Source organism: Candidatus Competibacteraceae bacterium (assembly GCA_016713505.1).
Taxonomy (GTDB): Bacteria; Pseudomonadota; Gammaproteobacteria; order Competibacterales; family Competibacteraceae; genus Competibacter_A.
The window spans coordinates 1,436,004-1,450,360 of record JADJPA010000001.1 but is presented as its reverse complement, the minus strand read 5'-3'; the positions used below and the strand labels follow the sequence as shown (position 1 = coordinate 1,450,360).

At 59.1% G+C, this 14,357-nt stretch carries 10 protein-coding genes and 8 tRNA genes; 16 read left to right on the top strand and 2 right to left on the bottom strand.

Features of this window, described 5'->3' with window-relative positions:
- The first annotated feature begins 24 nt into the window (after nucleotides 1-24).
- The 15 genes from IPK09_06640 (at nucleotide 25) to IPK09_06570 (ending at nucleotide 11,266) form a co-directional block, all read left to right on the top strand.
- Complete coding sequence (locus IPK09_06640; protein MBK7983288.1) at nucleotides 25-1,431, top strand: cysteine--tRNA ligase; 1,407 nt, start codon at nucleotides 25-27, stop codon at nucleotides 1,429-1,431.
- An 80-nt stretch (nucleotides 1,432-1,511) separates the two neighbouring features.
- A tRNA-Pro gene (locus tag IPK09_06635) sits at nucleotides 1,512-1,588 on the top strand.
- 42 nt (nucleotides 1,589-1,630) lie between these two features.
- Nucleotides 1,631-1,704 (top strand) — tRNA-Arg (locus tag IPK09_06630).
- Between the two features lie 29 nt (nucleotides 1,705-1,733).
- A tRNA-His gene (locus IPK09_06625) sits at nucleotides 1,734-1,809 on the top strand.
- Between the two features lie 47 nt (nucleotides 1,810-1,856).
- Nucleotides 1,857-1,932: transfer RNA gene (locus tag IPK09_06620), tRNA-Lys, on the top strand.
- 175 nt (nucleotides 1,933-2,107) lie between these two features.
- Nucleotides 2,108-2,192 (top strand) — tRNA-Leu (locus tag IPK09_06615).
- Nucleotides 2,193-2,302: 110 nt separating this feature from the next.
- Complete coding sequence (locus IPK09_06610; GenBank protein MBK7983287.1) at nucleotides 2,303-3,640, top strand: trigger factor; 1,338 nt, start codon at nucleotides 2,303-2,305, stop codon at nucleotides 3,638-3,640.
- A complete protein-coding gene (clpP, locus tag IPK09_06605; protein ID MBK7983286.1) occupies nucleotides 3,637-4,266 on the top strand; it encodes an ATP-dependent Clp endopeptidase proteolytic subunit ClpP in 630 nt (209 codons plus the stop codon). Before IPK09_06610 ends, clpP begins: the two co-directional genes overlap by 4 nt.
- Nucleotides 4,267-4,487: 221 nt before the next feature.
- Complete coding sequence (clpX, locus tag IPK09_06600) at nucleotides 4,488-5,774, top strand: ATP-dependent Clp protease ATP-binding subunit ClpX (protein ID MBK7983285.1); 1,287 nt, start codon at nucleotides 4,488-4,490, stop codon at nucleotides 5,772-5,774.
- Nucleotides 5,775-5,921: 147 nt separating this feature from the next.
- Nucleotides 5,922-8,372, top strand: coding sequence for an endopeptidase La (gene lon / locus IPK09_06595; protein ID MBK7983284.1), 2,451 nt, complete (start codon nucleotides 5,922-5,924; stop codon nucleotides 8,370-8,372).
- A gap of 240 nt (nucleotides 8,373-8,612) precedes the next feature.
- Nucleotides 8,613-8,915: an HU family DNA-binding protein gene (locus IPK09_06590; GenBank protein MBK7983283.1), complete on the top strand. Its 303-nt coding sequence runs from the start codon at nucleotides 8,613-8,615 to the stop codon at nucleotides 8,913-8,915.
- A 13-nt stretch (nucleotides 8,916-8,928) separates the two neighbouring features.
- Nucleotides 8,929-9,004, top strand: a tRNA-Val gene (locus tag IPK09_06585).
- Between the two features lie 14 nt (nucleotides 9,005-9,018).
- A tRNA-Asp gene (locus tag IPK09_06580) sits at nucleotides 9,019-9,095 on the top strand.
- A 55-nt stretch (nucleotides 9,096-9,150) separates the two neighbouring features.
- Nucleotides 9,151-9,227: transfer RNA gene (locus IPK09_06575), tRNA-Asp, on the top strand.
- Nucleotides 9,228-9,343: 116 nt separating this feature from the next.
- Complete coding sequence (locus tag IPK09_06570) at nucleotides 9,344-11,266, top strand: SurA N-terminal domain-containing protein (GenBank protein ID MBK7983282.1); 1,923 nt, start codon at nucleotides 9,344-9,346, stop codon at nucleotides 11,264-11,266.
- A gap of 45 nt (nucleotides 11,267-11,311) precedes the next feature.
- Here IPK09_06570 and IPK09_06565 read toward each other — a convergent pair whose 3' ends face one another.
- Nucleotides 11,312-12,097 (bottom strand): enoyl-ACP reductase, encoded by a 786-nt coding sequence (locus IPK09_06565; GenBank protein MBK7983281.1) that lies wholly within the window; start codon nucleotides 12,095-12,097, stop codon nucleotides 11,312-11,314.
- 70 nt (nucleotides 12,098-12,167) lie between these two features.
- Between IPK09_06565 and IPK09_06560 the strand changes: the two genes are divergently transcribed.
- Nucleotides 12,168-14,024: an ABC transporter substrate-binding protein gene (locus IPK09_06560; GenBank protein ID MBK7983280.1), complete on the top strand. Its 1,857-nt coding sequence runs from the start codon at nucleotides 12,168-12,170 to the stop codon at nucleotides 14,022-14,024.
- A gap of 38 nt (nucleotides 14,025-14,062) precedes the next feature.
- Here the strand turns inward: IPK09_06560 and IPK09_06555 are convergent, their stop codons facing one another.
- Complete coding sequence (locus tag IPK09_06555; GenBank protein ID MBK7983279.1) at nucleotides 14,063-14,296, bottom strand: hypothetical protein; 234 nt, start codon at nucleotides 14,294-14,296, stop codon at nucleotides 14,063-14,065.
- Nucleotides 14,297-14,357: the final 61 nt, after the last annotated feature.

Here is a 14,357-nt window from a genome sequence, read left to right as displayed (position 1 = left end):
CAGCCTTTTTCGAGAGAGTCGTCCATGTTGCAGATTTTCAATAGCCTAAGCCGCCAAAAGGAGCTGTTTCAACCCATCGAGCCGGGCAAAGTGCGGATGTATGTGTGCGGCATGACGGTTTACGACTACTGCCATGTGGGGCACGCCCGCGCGATGGTGGTGTTCGACGTGGTGGTGCGCTGGCTGCGCGCCAGGGGTTTCGAGGTGACCTACGTTCGCAACATCACCGACATCGACGACAAGATCATCCAGCGCGCTCGCGAGAACGGTGAAGATTTCAAGGTGTTGACCGCGCGGTTCATTCAAGCCATGCACGAGGATCTGGCCGCGCTCGGCATTCTGCCGCCGAGCCACGAGCCCCGCGCCACCGAGGCGATGGCTGACATGATCGCCATGATTCAAACCTTGATCGCCAAGGGTTTTGCCTATGTCGGCGCACGCGGCGATGTCTATTACACGGTCGGCCGGTTCGAGCGTTACGGGCAACTGGCCAACAAGAAACTGGAGGATTTGCGGGCCGGCGCCAGAATCGAAATCGAGGAGGCCAAGCGCGATCCGCTCGATTTCGTGTTGTGGAAAGCCGCCAAGCCCGACGAGCCCGGCTGGGATTCACCGTGGGGAAATGGCCGGCCCGGCTGGCATATCGAGTGCTCGGCGATGTCCACGCATTGCCTGGGCCAGCATTTCGACATTCACGGCGGCGGCATGGATCTGAAATTTCCCCATCACGAAAACGAGATCGCCCAGTCGGAAGCGGCCAGCGGCCAGCGCTACGTGAACGTGTGGATGCATAACGGCTTCGTGCAGATCAACGAAGAAAAGATGTCCAAATCGCTGGGTAACTTCTTCACGGTGCGCGAGGTGTTGCAACGCTATCAGCCGGAGGTGGTGCGGCTGTTCATCCTGTCCAGCCACTATCGCGGGCCGCTGAATTACGCCGACGACAACCTGGAACAAGCCAAGGCTTCATTGGCTCGATTGTACACGGCGCTGCGCGGCTTGCCGGTGGTGGAGGCCCCCGCTGAGGCAGCGTGGCGCGCCCGCTTCGAACAGGCCATGGACGATGATTTCAATACCCCTGAAGCGCTGGCGGTGTTATTCGACTTGGCGCGCGAAACCAACCGGTTGCGGCCCGAAGATCCGACGGAGGCGGCGCGGTCAGGTGCCAGTTTGCGCTATCTGGGTGGGCTGCTTGGCTTATTGCAGTCGGATGCGGAACTTTACTTACAAGCCGGGAGTGGCGAAGTCATGACCGCCGAACTAACGACATCCCCATACGGCCCGGAGCGGATCGACGCCTTGATCGCCGAGCGTACCGCCGCCCGCCAGGCCAAGCGCTGGGCGGAGGCCGACCGAATTCGCGGCCTGTTGCAGGGGGCTGGGGTCGTGCTTGAAGACACCTCGAACGGCACGGTTTGGCGGCGGGAATAAAAACGATCTTGACGCTGGTGGAGATCAAAAATAAAATCCCCAATCCTGCATGGAATGCGGCTGCCGGTTTTGATTGATAACGGGGTATAGCGCAGCCTGGTAGCGCACCTGCTTTGGGAGCAGGGTGTCGGGGGTTCAAATCCCTCTACCCCGACCATCGCCGGAATCGGCGGCTTGGCAGGTGGCGATTCGCGACACCGCGCCCGTAGCTCATGCGGATAGAGCATCAGCCTTCTAAGCTGAGGGTAGCAGGTTCGAGTCCTGCCGGGCGCGCTAGACCCCGGCCGACCGTGGTTTCGATGGTGGACGTAGCTCAGTTGGTAGAGCCCCGGATTGTGGATCCGGTCGTCGTGGGTTCGAGTCCCATCGTCCACCCCAAATACGCTGGCTTTTCGAGCAGTCGTTTTAAGGTTTCAGACTTTTTTGGGCCGTTAGCTCAATTGGTAGAGCAGTTGACTCTTAATCAATTGGTTGTAGGTTCGAGTCCTACACGGCCCACCATCTCCAATATTCGAAGCTCTAGCCTCTTCCATTTCCTTTTGCTTCAGCCGTTAAGGGTCTTATTGTCGCCCGGTTTCTATTTCGAGGGGGAGGGTTGTCCTGTATACTCGTCACGAGTAGCGGTGCCGCCGCGTCGGGTTTTTTTAGGTTTTTTTCTGGTAAATCGCGTCTGATTGCGAGAGTGGCGGAACTGGTAGACGCGCTGGATTTAGGTTCCAGTGGGGTAACCCGTGAGAGTTCGAGTCTCTCCTTTCGCACCATCCACGCCGCGCATTCGGGGATGCTATCGCCCGATCCGCGCTCCCGGTGGGAGCGTACCGCCACGACTGGTTTGCCGATCAACAACGATCAACAGGTTTGAGGTGTATCGATGCAGGTTTCAGTTGAAACGCTGAGCGAGCTGGAGCGCCGGGTGACCGTGCAGGTTCCGGCGGAAAGGCTCGTCAAGGAAATTCAGGATCGGCTCCAGTCCCTGTCCCGGCGGGTCAAGGTGGACGGTTTTCGTCCGGGCAAGGCCCCGCTCAAGCTGGTCAACCGGCTCTACGGTGACCAAGTGCGCTACGAAGCGGTCGGCGAACTGATGGAAAATAGCTTGCGCGAAGCCTTGACCGCGAAAAAACTCAATCCGCTGGGCGGTCCGAAAATCGAGCCGAAGGCGTTGGAAGACGGGCAAGATCTGGAGTACTCCGCCACCTTTGAGGTGCTGCCCGAATTCGATCCAACCGGTTTTGAAAGCATCCGCGTCGAACGGCCGAGCGCGGAAGTCGCCGAGCAGGACGTGGACACCATGCTCGAAACCTTGCGCCAGCAGCGGGCGGTCTGGAATGCGGTGGAGCGCCCGGCCGCCGAAGGCGATCGGGTCCGCATCGACTTCGAAGGCACCATCGACGGCCAGAACTTCGCGGGTGGCAAGGGCGATAACGTCGACGTGGTATTGGGCAAGGGCGCGATGCTCAAGGAGTTCGAGGATCGGCTGGTCGGGTTGAGCGCAAACGCCCGGACCGAGTTCGATCTCACCTTTCCCGAAGCCTACCAAGCCAAGGAAATTGCGGGAAAAACCGCCCATTTCCAAATCGAGGTCCGGGCGGTCGAAGAAGCGTGCCTGCCCGAGGTGGACGAGGCTTTCGCGGAAAGCTTCGATGTCAAGGAAAACGGCCTGACCGGCCTGAGGCAGTCGCTGCGTGAAAACATGGAACGCGAATTGCGCGAAGGCATCAAAGCGGCGATCAAGCGTCAAGTCTTGCAAGGGTTGTTGGACGCCAACCCCATTCCGGTGCCTAAAGTGCTGCTCGAAAATGAAATCGAGCAGTTGGCCCGACAATTGTATTTCCCCGCTGACCGCAAGGACGAGAAAACCCAACAGCTCAAGGCGCAGTTGTTCGAGCCGGAAGCTCGCCGGCGGGTCGCGTTGGGCTTGTTGATCGCTCGCTTGGCGGAAACCCAGGAAATCAAGGTCGACAGCCAGCGCGTGCGGAATTATCTGGAGAATATGGCGTCCACTTATCAGGACCCGGCCGAGGTGCTGCGCTGGTACGAGCAAACGCCGCGCGCGCTCGACAACGTGCGGGCGTTGGTGCTGGAAGATCAGATCGTGGATTGGTTGTTGGAGCGGGCCCAGGTCGCCGAGAAGGCCAGCACCTTCGCCGAGATCATGAAGCCCGAACCAAAACCGTCGGTGGAATCTTTGCCCCAGGAGTTATCCGAATGAGCGAGCACGGCTCTTCCAGCACCATCCGCGCCCTCAATCTCGTGCCGATGGTGATCGAGCAAACCGCGCGGGGCGAGCGGGCCTACGATATTTATTCGCGCCTGCTCAAGGAACGGGTGGTATTTCTGGTGGGCCCGGTCGAGGATTACGTGGCGAATCTGGTGGTGGCGCAACTGTTGTTTTTGGAAGCGGAGAATCCGGATAAGGACATTCACTTTTACATCAATTCGCCCGGCGGCGCGGTCACCGCGGGCTTGGCCATCTACGACACCATGCAGTTCATCAAGCCCAACGTCAGCACCATGTGCGTGGGCCAGGCGGCCAGCATGGGCGCGCTGCTGTTGGCGGGCGGCGCCGCCGGCAAGCGCTTTTGTCTGCCGCATTCCCGCATCATGATCCACCAGCCCTTGGGCGGATTTCAGGGGCAAGCTAGCGATATCGATATCCACGCCCGCGAAATCTTGCTGGTGCGGGATCGCTTGAACCGTATTCTGGCCCGGCATACCGCTCAGCCAGTCGAAAAGATCGCGGTCGATACCGACCGTGACAATTTCATGGGCGGAGCCGAAGCGGTTGAGTACGGCCTGATCGACGCCGTGTTGAACCAGCGTATTCCGACGACTTGAGCGACGGGTCGAGAATCCCGTCGGTTTCGCGGTGTCGGAGCAGGGGTGCGAGGGCTCGGCTCAGGAGCGGCCGGGTCGGGTGAGATCGAGTCCATTGACCCCGTGCTTGCTGCGTATGGCGCTCCGGTCGTGCTGGCCGGACGCTGTCGGTAGGGTGGCCCGCGGGGAAACGCCGTCCCGGTTGTTTCGAATGTCCGCGCGATGATGAGGAAGAAAGGTATATGAGCAGAGATCGAGGTGACCGGAGCGACGACGACAAGCTGTTGTATTGCTCCTTTTGCGGTAAGAGCCAGCACGAGGTCCGCAAGCTGATCGCTGGCCCCAACGTGTTTATCTGCGATGAATGCGTCGAGTTGTGCAACGACATCATCCGCGAGGAGATGGAAGAGGCCGCGCCCGCCACCACCAATAAGTTGCCCAAGCCGCAAGACATCAACCGAACCCTCAACGAATACGTCATCGGCCAGGAGCGGGCTAAGAAAGTTCTGTCCGTGGCGGTCTACAATCATTTCAAACGCTTGGAATTGCAGCGCGGCAGCCGCGCCAAGAATCTCGAAGTCGAGGTTGCCAAGAGCAATATCCTGCTGATCGGTCCCACCGGTTCGGGCAAGACGCTGCTGGCGGAAACGCTGGCCCGCCTGCTGAACGTGCCGTTCACCATCGCCGACGCCACCACCTTGACCGAAGCGGGTTACGTCGGTGAGGATGTGGAAAACATCATTCAGAAATTGCTGCAAAAGTGCGATTACGATGTCGAAAAGGCGCAAACCGGCATCGTCTACATCGACGAGATCGACAAGATTTCGCGCAAGTCCGACAACCCCTCGATCACCCGCGACGTGTCGGGCGAGGGCGTGCAGCAGGCCTTGCTGAAGCTCATCGAAGGCACCGTCGCGTCGGTGCCGCCCCAAGGCGGGCGCAAGCATCCCCAGCAGGAATTCCTGCAGGTGGATACCACCAACATTTTGTTCATCTGCGGCGGCGCCTTCGCCGGCCTGGATAAAGTCATCCGCAGCCGTTCCGACAAGGGCGGCATCGGCTTTTCGGCGGATGTCAAAAGCAAGGACGGCGGCAAGTCGGTCGGTGAAGTGTTGATGGAAGTCGAGCCTGAAGACCTGATCAAGTACGGGCTGATTCCGGAGTTCGTCGGCCGCTTGCCGGTGGTCGCGACCCTGACCGAGCTCGATGAAAATGCGTTGGTCCGCATCCTGACCGAGCCCAAGAATGCCATTGCCAAACAATTCAACAAATTGTTTGAAATGGAAGGCAGCGAACTCGAACTGCGGGAAGATGCGCTGCGGGCGATCGCGCGGCGGGCCATGGATCGCAAGACCGGCGCGCGCGGCTTGCGGACCATCCTGGAGCACATCCTGCTCGATACGATGTACGACCTGCCGGGCATGCAGAATATCAGCAAGGTAGTGGTCGACGATTCAGTGGTCGAAGGTCGCGCCAAACCGTATTTCATCTACGAAAAGACCGAGCGGCGCGCCGCATCCCATGACTGACGCTGGCTCGGACCGGTTGAATGCCAGACCGGGTCCGACCAGCTACTACCCCCGAGCGTTATCTGGCCAGCTAGAGCGCCAGCACGCCGGCGCTCCACCGGGCCGGCGCCGAGCCGGCGCCCGGTTTAATGTGGAGGACCCACCCCCATGAAGCAGCACGAAGCCAAGCCCGACAGTTTGCCCGATCATGCGCGGATGCCAGTTTTACCGCTCCGCGACGTGGTGGTTTATCCACACATGGTGATTCCGCTGTTCGTCGGTCGAGAAAAATCCATCCACGCGCTCGATCTGGCGATGCAGAGCAACAAGCGCATCGTGCTGATCGCCCAGAGAAGCGCCGAAATGGACGAGCCCGGCAGCGGTGACCTGTACGCGGTCGGCACGCTGTCGAGCGTTTTGCAATTGCTCCGCTTGCCCGATGGCACGGTCAAGGTGCTGGTGGAGGGCAGCCAGCGGGTCAGCATTCACCATTTCACCGAAACGCAGTCCTGTTTCATCGCCGAAGTGTCGTTGCTGGAATCCCTGGTGGAGGACGATGCCTCGCAGGAAATCCAGGCGCTGATGCGCTCGCTGCTGACCACCTTCGATCAATTCGTCAAGCTCAACAAGAAAATTCCCGGTGAGGTGCTGTCCTCGGTTTCCAGCATCGAAGATCCTAGCCGGTTGGCCGACACCATTGCGGCTCACATGACCCTCAAGCTCGACGACAAGCAGAAAATACTGGAAATCCAGAGCTTGCGTTTGCGTCTTGAGCAATTGCTGGCCTTGGTGGAGGGCGAGATCGACATTCTCCAAGTTGAGAAGCGCATTCGCGGCCGGGTCAAGCAGCAGATGGAGAAGAGCCAACGGGAGTATTACCTGAACGAGCAGATGAAGGCGATCCAGAAGGAGCTGGGCGATCTGGAAGACGCTCCCAACGAAATCGAGGATTTGAGCCAGCGCATCGAAAAGGCCGGGATGCCGAAGGTGGCCAAGACCAAGGCTCAATCCGAATTGAACAAGCTGAAAATGATGTCGCCCATGTCGGCCGAGGCCACCGTGGTGCGCAATTACATCGATTGGTTGGTCAACGTGCCTTGGAAAAAACGCACCAAGATCCATCAAGACTTGGCGACGGCCGAGAAGGTGTTGGAAGCCGATCATTACGGTCTGGAAAAGGTCAAGGAACGCATTCTCGAATATCTGGCCGTCCAGCAGCGGGCGCGCAAGCTCAAGGGACCGATTTTGTGCCTGGTCGGGCCGCCGGGCGTGGGTAAAACCTCGCTGGGGCGGTCCATCGCTCGCGCCACCAACCGCAAATTCGTGCGGATGTCCTTGGGCGGGGTGCGCGACGAGGCGGAAATTCGCGGCCATCGTCGGACTTATATCGGCTCGCTGCCCGGCAAGGTCATTCAGAATCTGGCCAAGGCCGGGGTGCGCAACCCACTGTTTCTGTTCGACGAAATTGACAAGATGTCGATGGATTTTCGCGGCGATCCTTCCTCGGCGCTCTTGGAGGTGCTGGACCCCGAACAGAACAATACCTTCAACGATCACTACCTGGAGGTGGATTTCGACTTGTCGGATATCATGTTCGTGGCGACCGCCAACTCGCTCAACATTCCGCCGCCCTTGCTGGATCGGATGGAAGTGATTCGGATTCCAGGCTATACCGAGGATGAGAAACTCAATATCGCGCTCCGTTATCTAACCCCCAAGCAGATTGCCAACAACGGCTTGAAGAAGGGCGAATTGGAGATCGGTGAGGACGCTATCCGCGACATCATCCGCTTTTACACGCGCGAATCCGGAGTGCGCAACCTGGAACGGGAGATCGCCAAGATTTGCCGCAAGGTGGTCAAGGAAGTGACCTTACAGCCGGTCGAAGGAACCACAATCGTTGTGCCCGATATGTTGCACAAGTATCTGGGCGTGCGTCGCTTCCGCTACGGTTTGGCCGAGGAACAGGATCAAGTCGGTCAGGTCAACGGCCTGGCCTGGACCGAGATCGGGGGCGAGCTGCTGCGCATCGAGGCGGCGCTGGTGCCGGGTAAAGGGAAATTGATCCACACCGGTCATTTGGGCGAAGTCATGCGCGAATCCATTCAGGCGGCGCTGACCGTGGTGCGCAGCCGCGCCGAGCGGCTCGGCATCGATCCGGACTTTCATCAAAAAGCCGATATCCACATTCACGTTCCCGAGGGAGCCACTCCCAAGGACGGTCCCAGCGCCGGAGTTGGCATGTGCACCGCGCTGGTATCGACGTTGACGCGCATTCCGGTGCGAGCTGGGGTGGCGATGACCGGCGAAATCACCTTGCGCGGGGAAGTCTTGCCGATTGGCGGGCTCAAGGAAAAGCTGTTGGCGGCCCATCGAAGCAGCATTGCCACCGTGGTGATTCCCGAGGAAAACCGCAAGGATCTCATGGAGATCCCAGATAATATTCTGTCCAAGCTCGACGTGCGGCCCGTGCGTTGGATCGATCAGGTTTTGGAGGTGGCCTTGCAGGTGGTGCCCGCACCCAAATCGCCCGATCCCGCGCCAGCCGAGGCGGCGGTGGCCGTCGCCGAGACGACCGGCAAGGGCGGCGGCGGCCTGGAAGGGGTTCGCGCGCACTGACCGCGATGAGCGCGGCCGATTGACACTACTTTCAGGGCCCTGCTATAAGGACACGGCTTTTTGTTCCCTGATAGAGCAGTAGCAGTGCGGCTCGACCCGTCTCCGTCGGGTAGGCCGCGAGTAGGCCAGTGGTCTTTCGGCAGGTCTGTGGTATTTGAGCAGGAGTTATTTGGGAAAATTAACACCTAACTCCAGGGCGGGATCGGCGCGCGCCATGCTCGGCAGCGTCCAAGCCTAACAATGCACAACACTTTTTATAGGAAGGGGCTCATGAACAAGACTGAACTGATCGATGCTGTCGCTCAGGCGACCGATCTATCCAAAGTCTCGGCGGGCAAGGCCGTGGACGCCGTGCTCGCCGCTATTGGCAAGTCGCTCCAAGGTGGCGGCTCCGTGGTTCTGACCGGATTCGGCACTTTTTCAGTCAGGGAGCGGCCGGCTCGGACGGGACACAACCCCAAAACCGGCGAGCCGATGAACATTAAGGCCAGTAAGGCCCCCGTCTTCAAAGCTGGAAAAACGCTTCGTGATGGAATAAAATAATCAATTCTTTCGAGGGTGCTTAGCTCAGTTGGGAGAGCATCGCCCTTACAAGGCGAGGGTCGGGGGTTCAAGCCCCTCAGCACCCACCAGGACTGGTTCATCCGGAGCGGTAGTTCAGTTGGTTAGAATACCGGCCTGTCACGCCGGGGGTCGCGGGTTCGAGCCCCGTCCGCTCCGCCACGATTTTTCGTTCCTTCGTTTGTTCATCAATCGGTATCTTCCGGTTCGTTTACCCGGAGCGGTAGTTCAGTTGGTTAGAATACCGGCCTGTCACGCCGGGGGTCGCGGGTTCGAGCCCCGTCCGCTCCGCCAGCATTCAGGGGTGTCGTCCAGACACCCTTTTTTTGTCCGGGCGCCTTTGGGAAAGTTGGCGCCAAACTCAGTAGTTCAGCTGTTTTCGTGATCCGATCCAAAACCGGGTAATGGCCATGTTGTTACAAAAAATTCGTGATCGCGCCCAAGGCTGGTTCGCTTATACCATCATCGGGCTGTTGATCGTTCCCTTTGCGGTGTGGGGCATCAATTATTATTTTGAGGGTGGCGGTCCGACCGATGCCGCCATGGTCGGTGACAGCAAGATCACTTTGCAGGAGTTCCAACGCGCTTATCAGCAACAGCGCCAGCGGATGCAAGCGATGCTGGGCGGCAACCTAGACCCCGCTTTGTTGGAAGGACCGCGCTTGAAACAAGACGTGCTGCGGCAATTGGTCGATGAGCGCGTGTTGAATCAAGTCGTCCACGAGCAAGGTTTTCGCATCAGCGACCCGCAACTGCACGCCGCCGTGATGGCGCTGCCGGTTTTCCAGCAAGGCGGCGGATTCAATCAGGAATTGTACGAGCGCTTGTTACGCAACCAGGGGTTCACCGCCTTGGGGTTCGAGGAGGGGCTGCGGCAATCCTTGGCGACCCAACAACTGCGCGATGGCATCGTGGAATCGACGGCGGTGACGCCGGCGGAACTTGACCGATTGGTCGCGCTGCTCAAGCAACAACGGGACTTGCAGTACGTGGTGCTGCCGCTGGCAAAATATGTCGCTCGGGCCAGCGTGGATGAAGAGGCCATCAAGGCGTATTTCGCCAAGAACCAGGATCGGTTCGTCAATCCCGAGCAGGTGCAGGTGCAGTTTGTCGAGTTCAAGCTGGCGCAAGTCGCCGAAGGGATCGCGGTCAACGAAAACGACTTGAAAGCCAGTTATGAGGAGCAGCTTGCCAAATACGGGCGGCCAGAGGAGCGTCAGGCTTCGCATATCCTGGTTAAGGTAGCGCCCAACGCCAGCGACGCGGAGGTCGAGGCAGCGCGCCTCAAGGCGCAGCAGATCGCCGCTAGCATCCGCTCGGGCGCCAAGAGTTTCGAGCAGGCGTCGCAGGAGGCCAAGACGGATGCATCGGGTCAACTGGAAAGCGGTGACTTGGGTACGATCAGTAAAGGCCTGTTTGAAGATGCGGCGCTGGAGAATGCCTTATTCGCGCTCAAGCAGCCGGGTGAGGTCAGCGAGGTGGTGCGGATGCCGATGGGATTTCATCTGGTGCGGCTGGACGGCATTACCCCCGCTCAAGTGAAACCTTTTGAGGAGGTGCGTGAAACCGTGGCAATGGAGTTGCGCCAGCAGCAGGCGGAAAATCGGTTTTATGAGATCACCCAGAATCTCGCCAGCCTCGCTTACGAGCATCCCGACAGCCTGGACATGGTGGCTAAGAGTTTGGACAGGCCGATCCAGGAAGGCAGTTGGTTCAGTCAGAAAGGCGGGGAAGGGATCACCGCGAATCCCAAGGTCGTCGCGAGTGCGTTTGGCGAAGATGTGCTCAAGCGTGGCCTGAACAGCGAGCCCATCGAGTTGGAACACGGCCATGTGGTAGTGCTTCGGGTGAAGAACCACCAGAACGCCACGCCCCGCACCCTGGAGGAAGCACGCGAGGAAATCGTCAAACTTTTGCGCGAGACTCAGGGACGCGAAGCCTTGGCCAAGGACGTGGAAGCCGTTAAGGGGCGCGCCGCTCAAGGCGCTCATTTACAGGCGCTGGCTGACGAATACGGCGGAACTTTCAGCCATCCGGGGTTGGTGGATCGCGATGCACAAACGGTGGATCGGGCGATTTTGACGGTCGCTTTCCGGCTGCCACAACCGGAGTCCAGCAAGGTTGCTCTGGGTTCCACAGCGCTGGCGAACGGCGATCAGGCGGTGTTGGAAGTCGCGCGAGTCGTACCCGGCCAGAAGCAGGCTCTGGCCGAAGATGAGCGCAAAACCTTGTCCCAGCAGCTAGCGCGGCAGACGGGTAGCGGGCAGTTTGCCGGGCTGCTCGACAGCGCGCGGACCAAGACCAAGGTCGTAACCCATCTCGACCGACTCTAAGCGCTGGACTCCCTCTTTGCTTGGGAGAAGGCGAGGCTGGCTGGTTTATTCCATGGCGCCCAGCGCGACCGTGTTGAAACCGCCATCCACGTAGACGATTTCGCCGGTGATGCCGGAGGCGAGATCGGAGCAGAGAAACGCGGCGGTGTTGCCCACCTCCTCGATGGTCACGCACTTGCGCAGCGGGGCGGTGTGCTCGAAGGCGTCCAGCATCTTGCGGAAATTCTTGATGCCGGAGGCCGCCAAGGTGCGGATCGGGCCGGCGGAAATGGCGTTGACCCTGATGCCTTCTGGACCCAAGGTTTGGGCCAGATAGCGGACGTTGGCGTCCAGGCTGGCCTTGGCCAGCCCCATGACGTTGTAATTGGGCACCGCTCGCGTGCCGCCGAGATAGGTCATGGTGATCAAGGAGGCGTGCCGTCCTTGCAGCATGGGCCGCGCCGCCTTGGCCAGCGCCGCGAAGCTGTAGGAGCTGATGTCGTGGGCGATGCGGAAATTTTCGCGGCTGATGCCTTCCAGATAGTCACCTTCCAGGGCCTCGCGCGGCGCGTAGGCGATGGAGTGAACCAGGATGTCCAATCCGTCCCAATGCTGCTTCAGGGCCTCAAACAACGCCTCGATGTCGGCGTCGTTTTCCACCTCGCACGGTAACGCAATCGAGCTATCGAGTTCGGCGGCCATTTTTTCGACGCGAGGTTTCAGCTTGTCATTTTGATAGGTCAAAGCCAGGGCCGCGCCTTCCCGGCGCATGGCTTGGGCGATTCCCCAGGCGATGGAACGGTTGCTGGCGACTCCCAGGATCAGGGCGCGTTTGCCGGCGAGAAAGCCCATAATGAACTCCTTAGTGTTTTAGCTATCGTTTGAACGAGTCTCTGAATCTGCAAACTGTAAAGGAAAGTGCATGACGCGCGCAAAATACCGTTTCCGTCGCGGGCTGCTGCTGGCTTTGATCGGCTCGTTCTGCGCCTTGTTCGCAAGCCTCACCCTCGGCGCGCCCGCCCACGGCATCGCCTTGCACGGCCAACCGAAGTACGGGCCGGACTTCAAACAGTTCGACTATGTTAATCCCGATGCGCCCAAGGGCGGCGAGGCGCGGTTTGCCGCCCTCGGCAGCTTCGATACTTTCAATCCCTTCAATATCAAGGGCCAGGCCGCCGCCGGGATCGGCCAGTTGTTCGAGGCCTTGATGGTCGGCAGCGCCGATGAGCCCTTCAGCGAATACGGCCTGATCGCCGAGAGCGTGGAGGTGGCGGAAGATCGCGGTTCGGTCACCTTCAAGCTGCGACCCCAAGCTAAATTTCACGACGGCTCGGCAATCACCGCCGATGATGTGCTGTTTTCCTTTGAGACCCTCAAAGCCAAAGGGAGTCCGGCTTATCGGCTTTATTACGCCAGCGTCGCTAAAGTCGAGAAGCTGGATGAGCGGCGGGTGAAATTCAGCTTCGCTCCGGGCGAGAACCGAGAACTGCCGCTGATCGTCGGTCAAATGCCGGTTTTATCGAAAAAATATTGGCAAAATCGCGATTTTTCCGCCACCACATTGGAGGTGCCGGTCGGCAGTGGTCCGTATCGGGTCGAGCGTTTCGAATCAGGCCGCTTCATCGCGTTCAAACGGGATGAGAATTACTGGGGTAAGGATTTGCCGGTGCAGCGTGGTTTGAACAATATCGACCGGTTGCGTTATGACTATTATCGGGATGTCACGGTGGCTTTGGAAGCGTTCAAGGCCGGCTCCTATGATCTGCGGGTGGAAAACGTCGCCAAACAATGGGCGACCGGTTACGACTTTCCGGCCCTGACCAAGGGTTTGGTGAAGAAGGAAATTTTCAAGCACCAGCGACCGTCTGGGATGCAGGGCTTCGCATACAACCTGCGGCGGCCGTTGTTCCAAGACCCGAAAGTCCGCCAGGCGCTGGCCTACGCCTTCGATTTCGAGTGGAGCAACCGCAATCTATTCCACAGCCAATACACCCGCACCCGCAGTTTTTTCGACAATTCCGAACTGGCGGCGCGCGGGTTGCCATCACCGGAGGAATTGGCGGTGTTGGAACCGTTGCGCAAGGAATTGCCGCCTGAAGTTTTCACGACCGCTTATGAGCCGCCGACCGCTAACGATGACGGCCAACTGCGGACCAACTTTCAAAAAGCCTTGCAACTGCTTCAGGAGGCCGGCTGGGTGTTTCGGGACCGCAAGTTGGTCAACGCCAAGACCGGCGAACCGTTCCGCTTTGAGCTACTAATCAACGAACCCACTTGGGAGCGGATCGGCCTGACCTTCGCGCGCAATCTGGAACGTTTGGGCATTGAGATGGCGGTGCGGTCAGTCGATTCGGCGCAATACGAAAACCGGGAGCGCAGCTTCGATTTCGACATGATCGTGAATGTGTGGGGTCAGTCGCTGTCGCCCGGCAACGAGCAGCGCGAGTTTTGGAGCAGCGCTAGCACCGATCAGCCCGGCAGCCGCAACCTGGCGGGCTTGAAAAACCCGGCGGTGGATCGACTGGTGGATTCGCTGATCGCCGCACCGGATCGCGCGAGTCTAGTGACTCGGGTAAGAGCGCTGGATCGCGCGTTGCAGTGGACTTATCTGGTGATTCCACACTGGCATCTCCCTTATGACCGCATCGCGTTCTGGGACAAATTCGGCTATCCGGCGGTGACGCCGATGCAAGGGGTACAATTGGATGCGTGGTGGATCGATCCGGCCAAGGAGAAGGCACTGAGCCAGCGCGGCGCGGAGGCGAGCAAGACAAACTGAATAGGCTCTCGGTTCCATCTTCCAACGGCTGCCGATTCCTAATCCGCTCGAAGGTCTTTGGCGTAGGCCATGTGGGTATTTTGATTGATGTAGGTATTCAGCCCCTTACCGAGTTGAGCCAATCGGTGCATTTCGCTGATATGAGCCGCGCTGGCGCTTTCGTTAGTGTACAAATAAGATCCGCCAGTCTTAAAGGCCACGATGATCGAGCCTTGGTTGAATTCGTAAGCCTGGATGCCTGAATTGCCGTTGAGGTTTTTGTAAATTTGCATGTGATGGTTGCCGCGCTGATTGAAGAATGTGTAATTAGACAGCGTGAGAGGGTCTGAATAC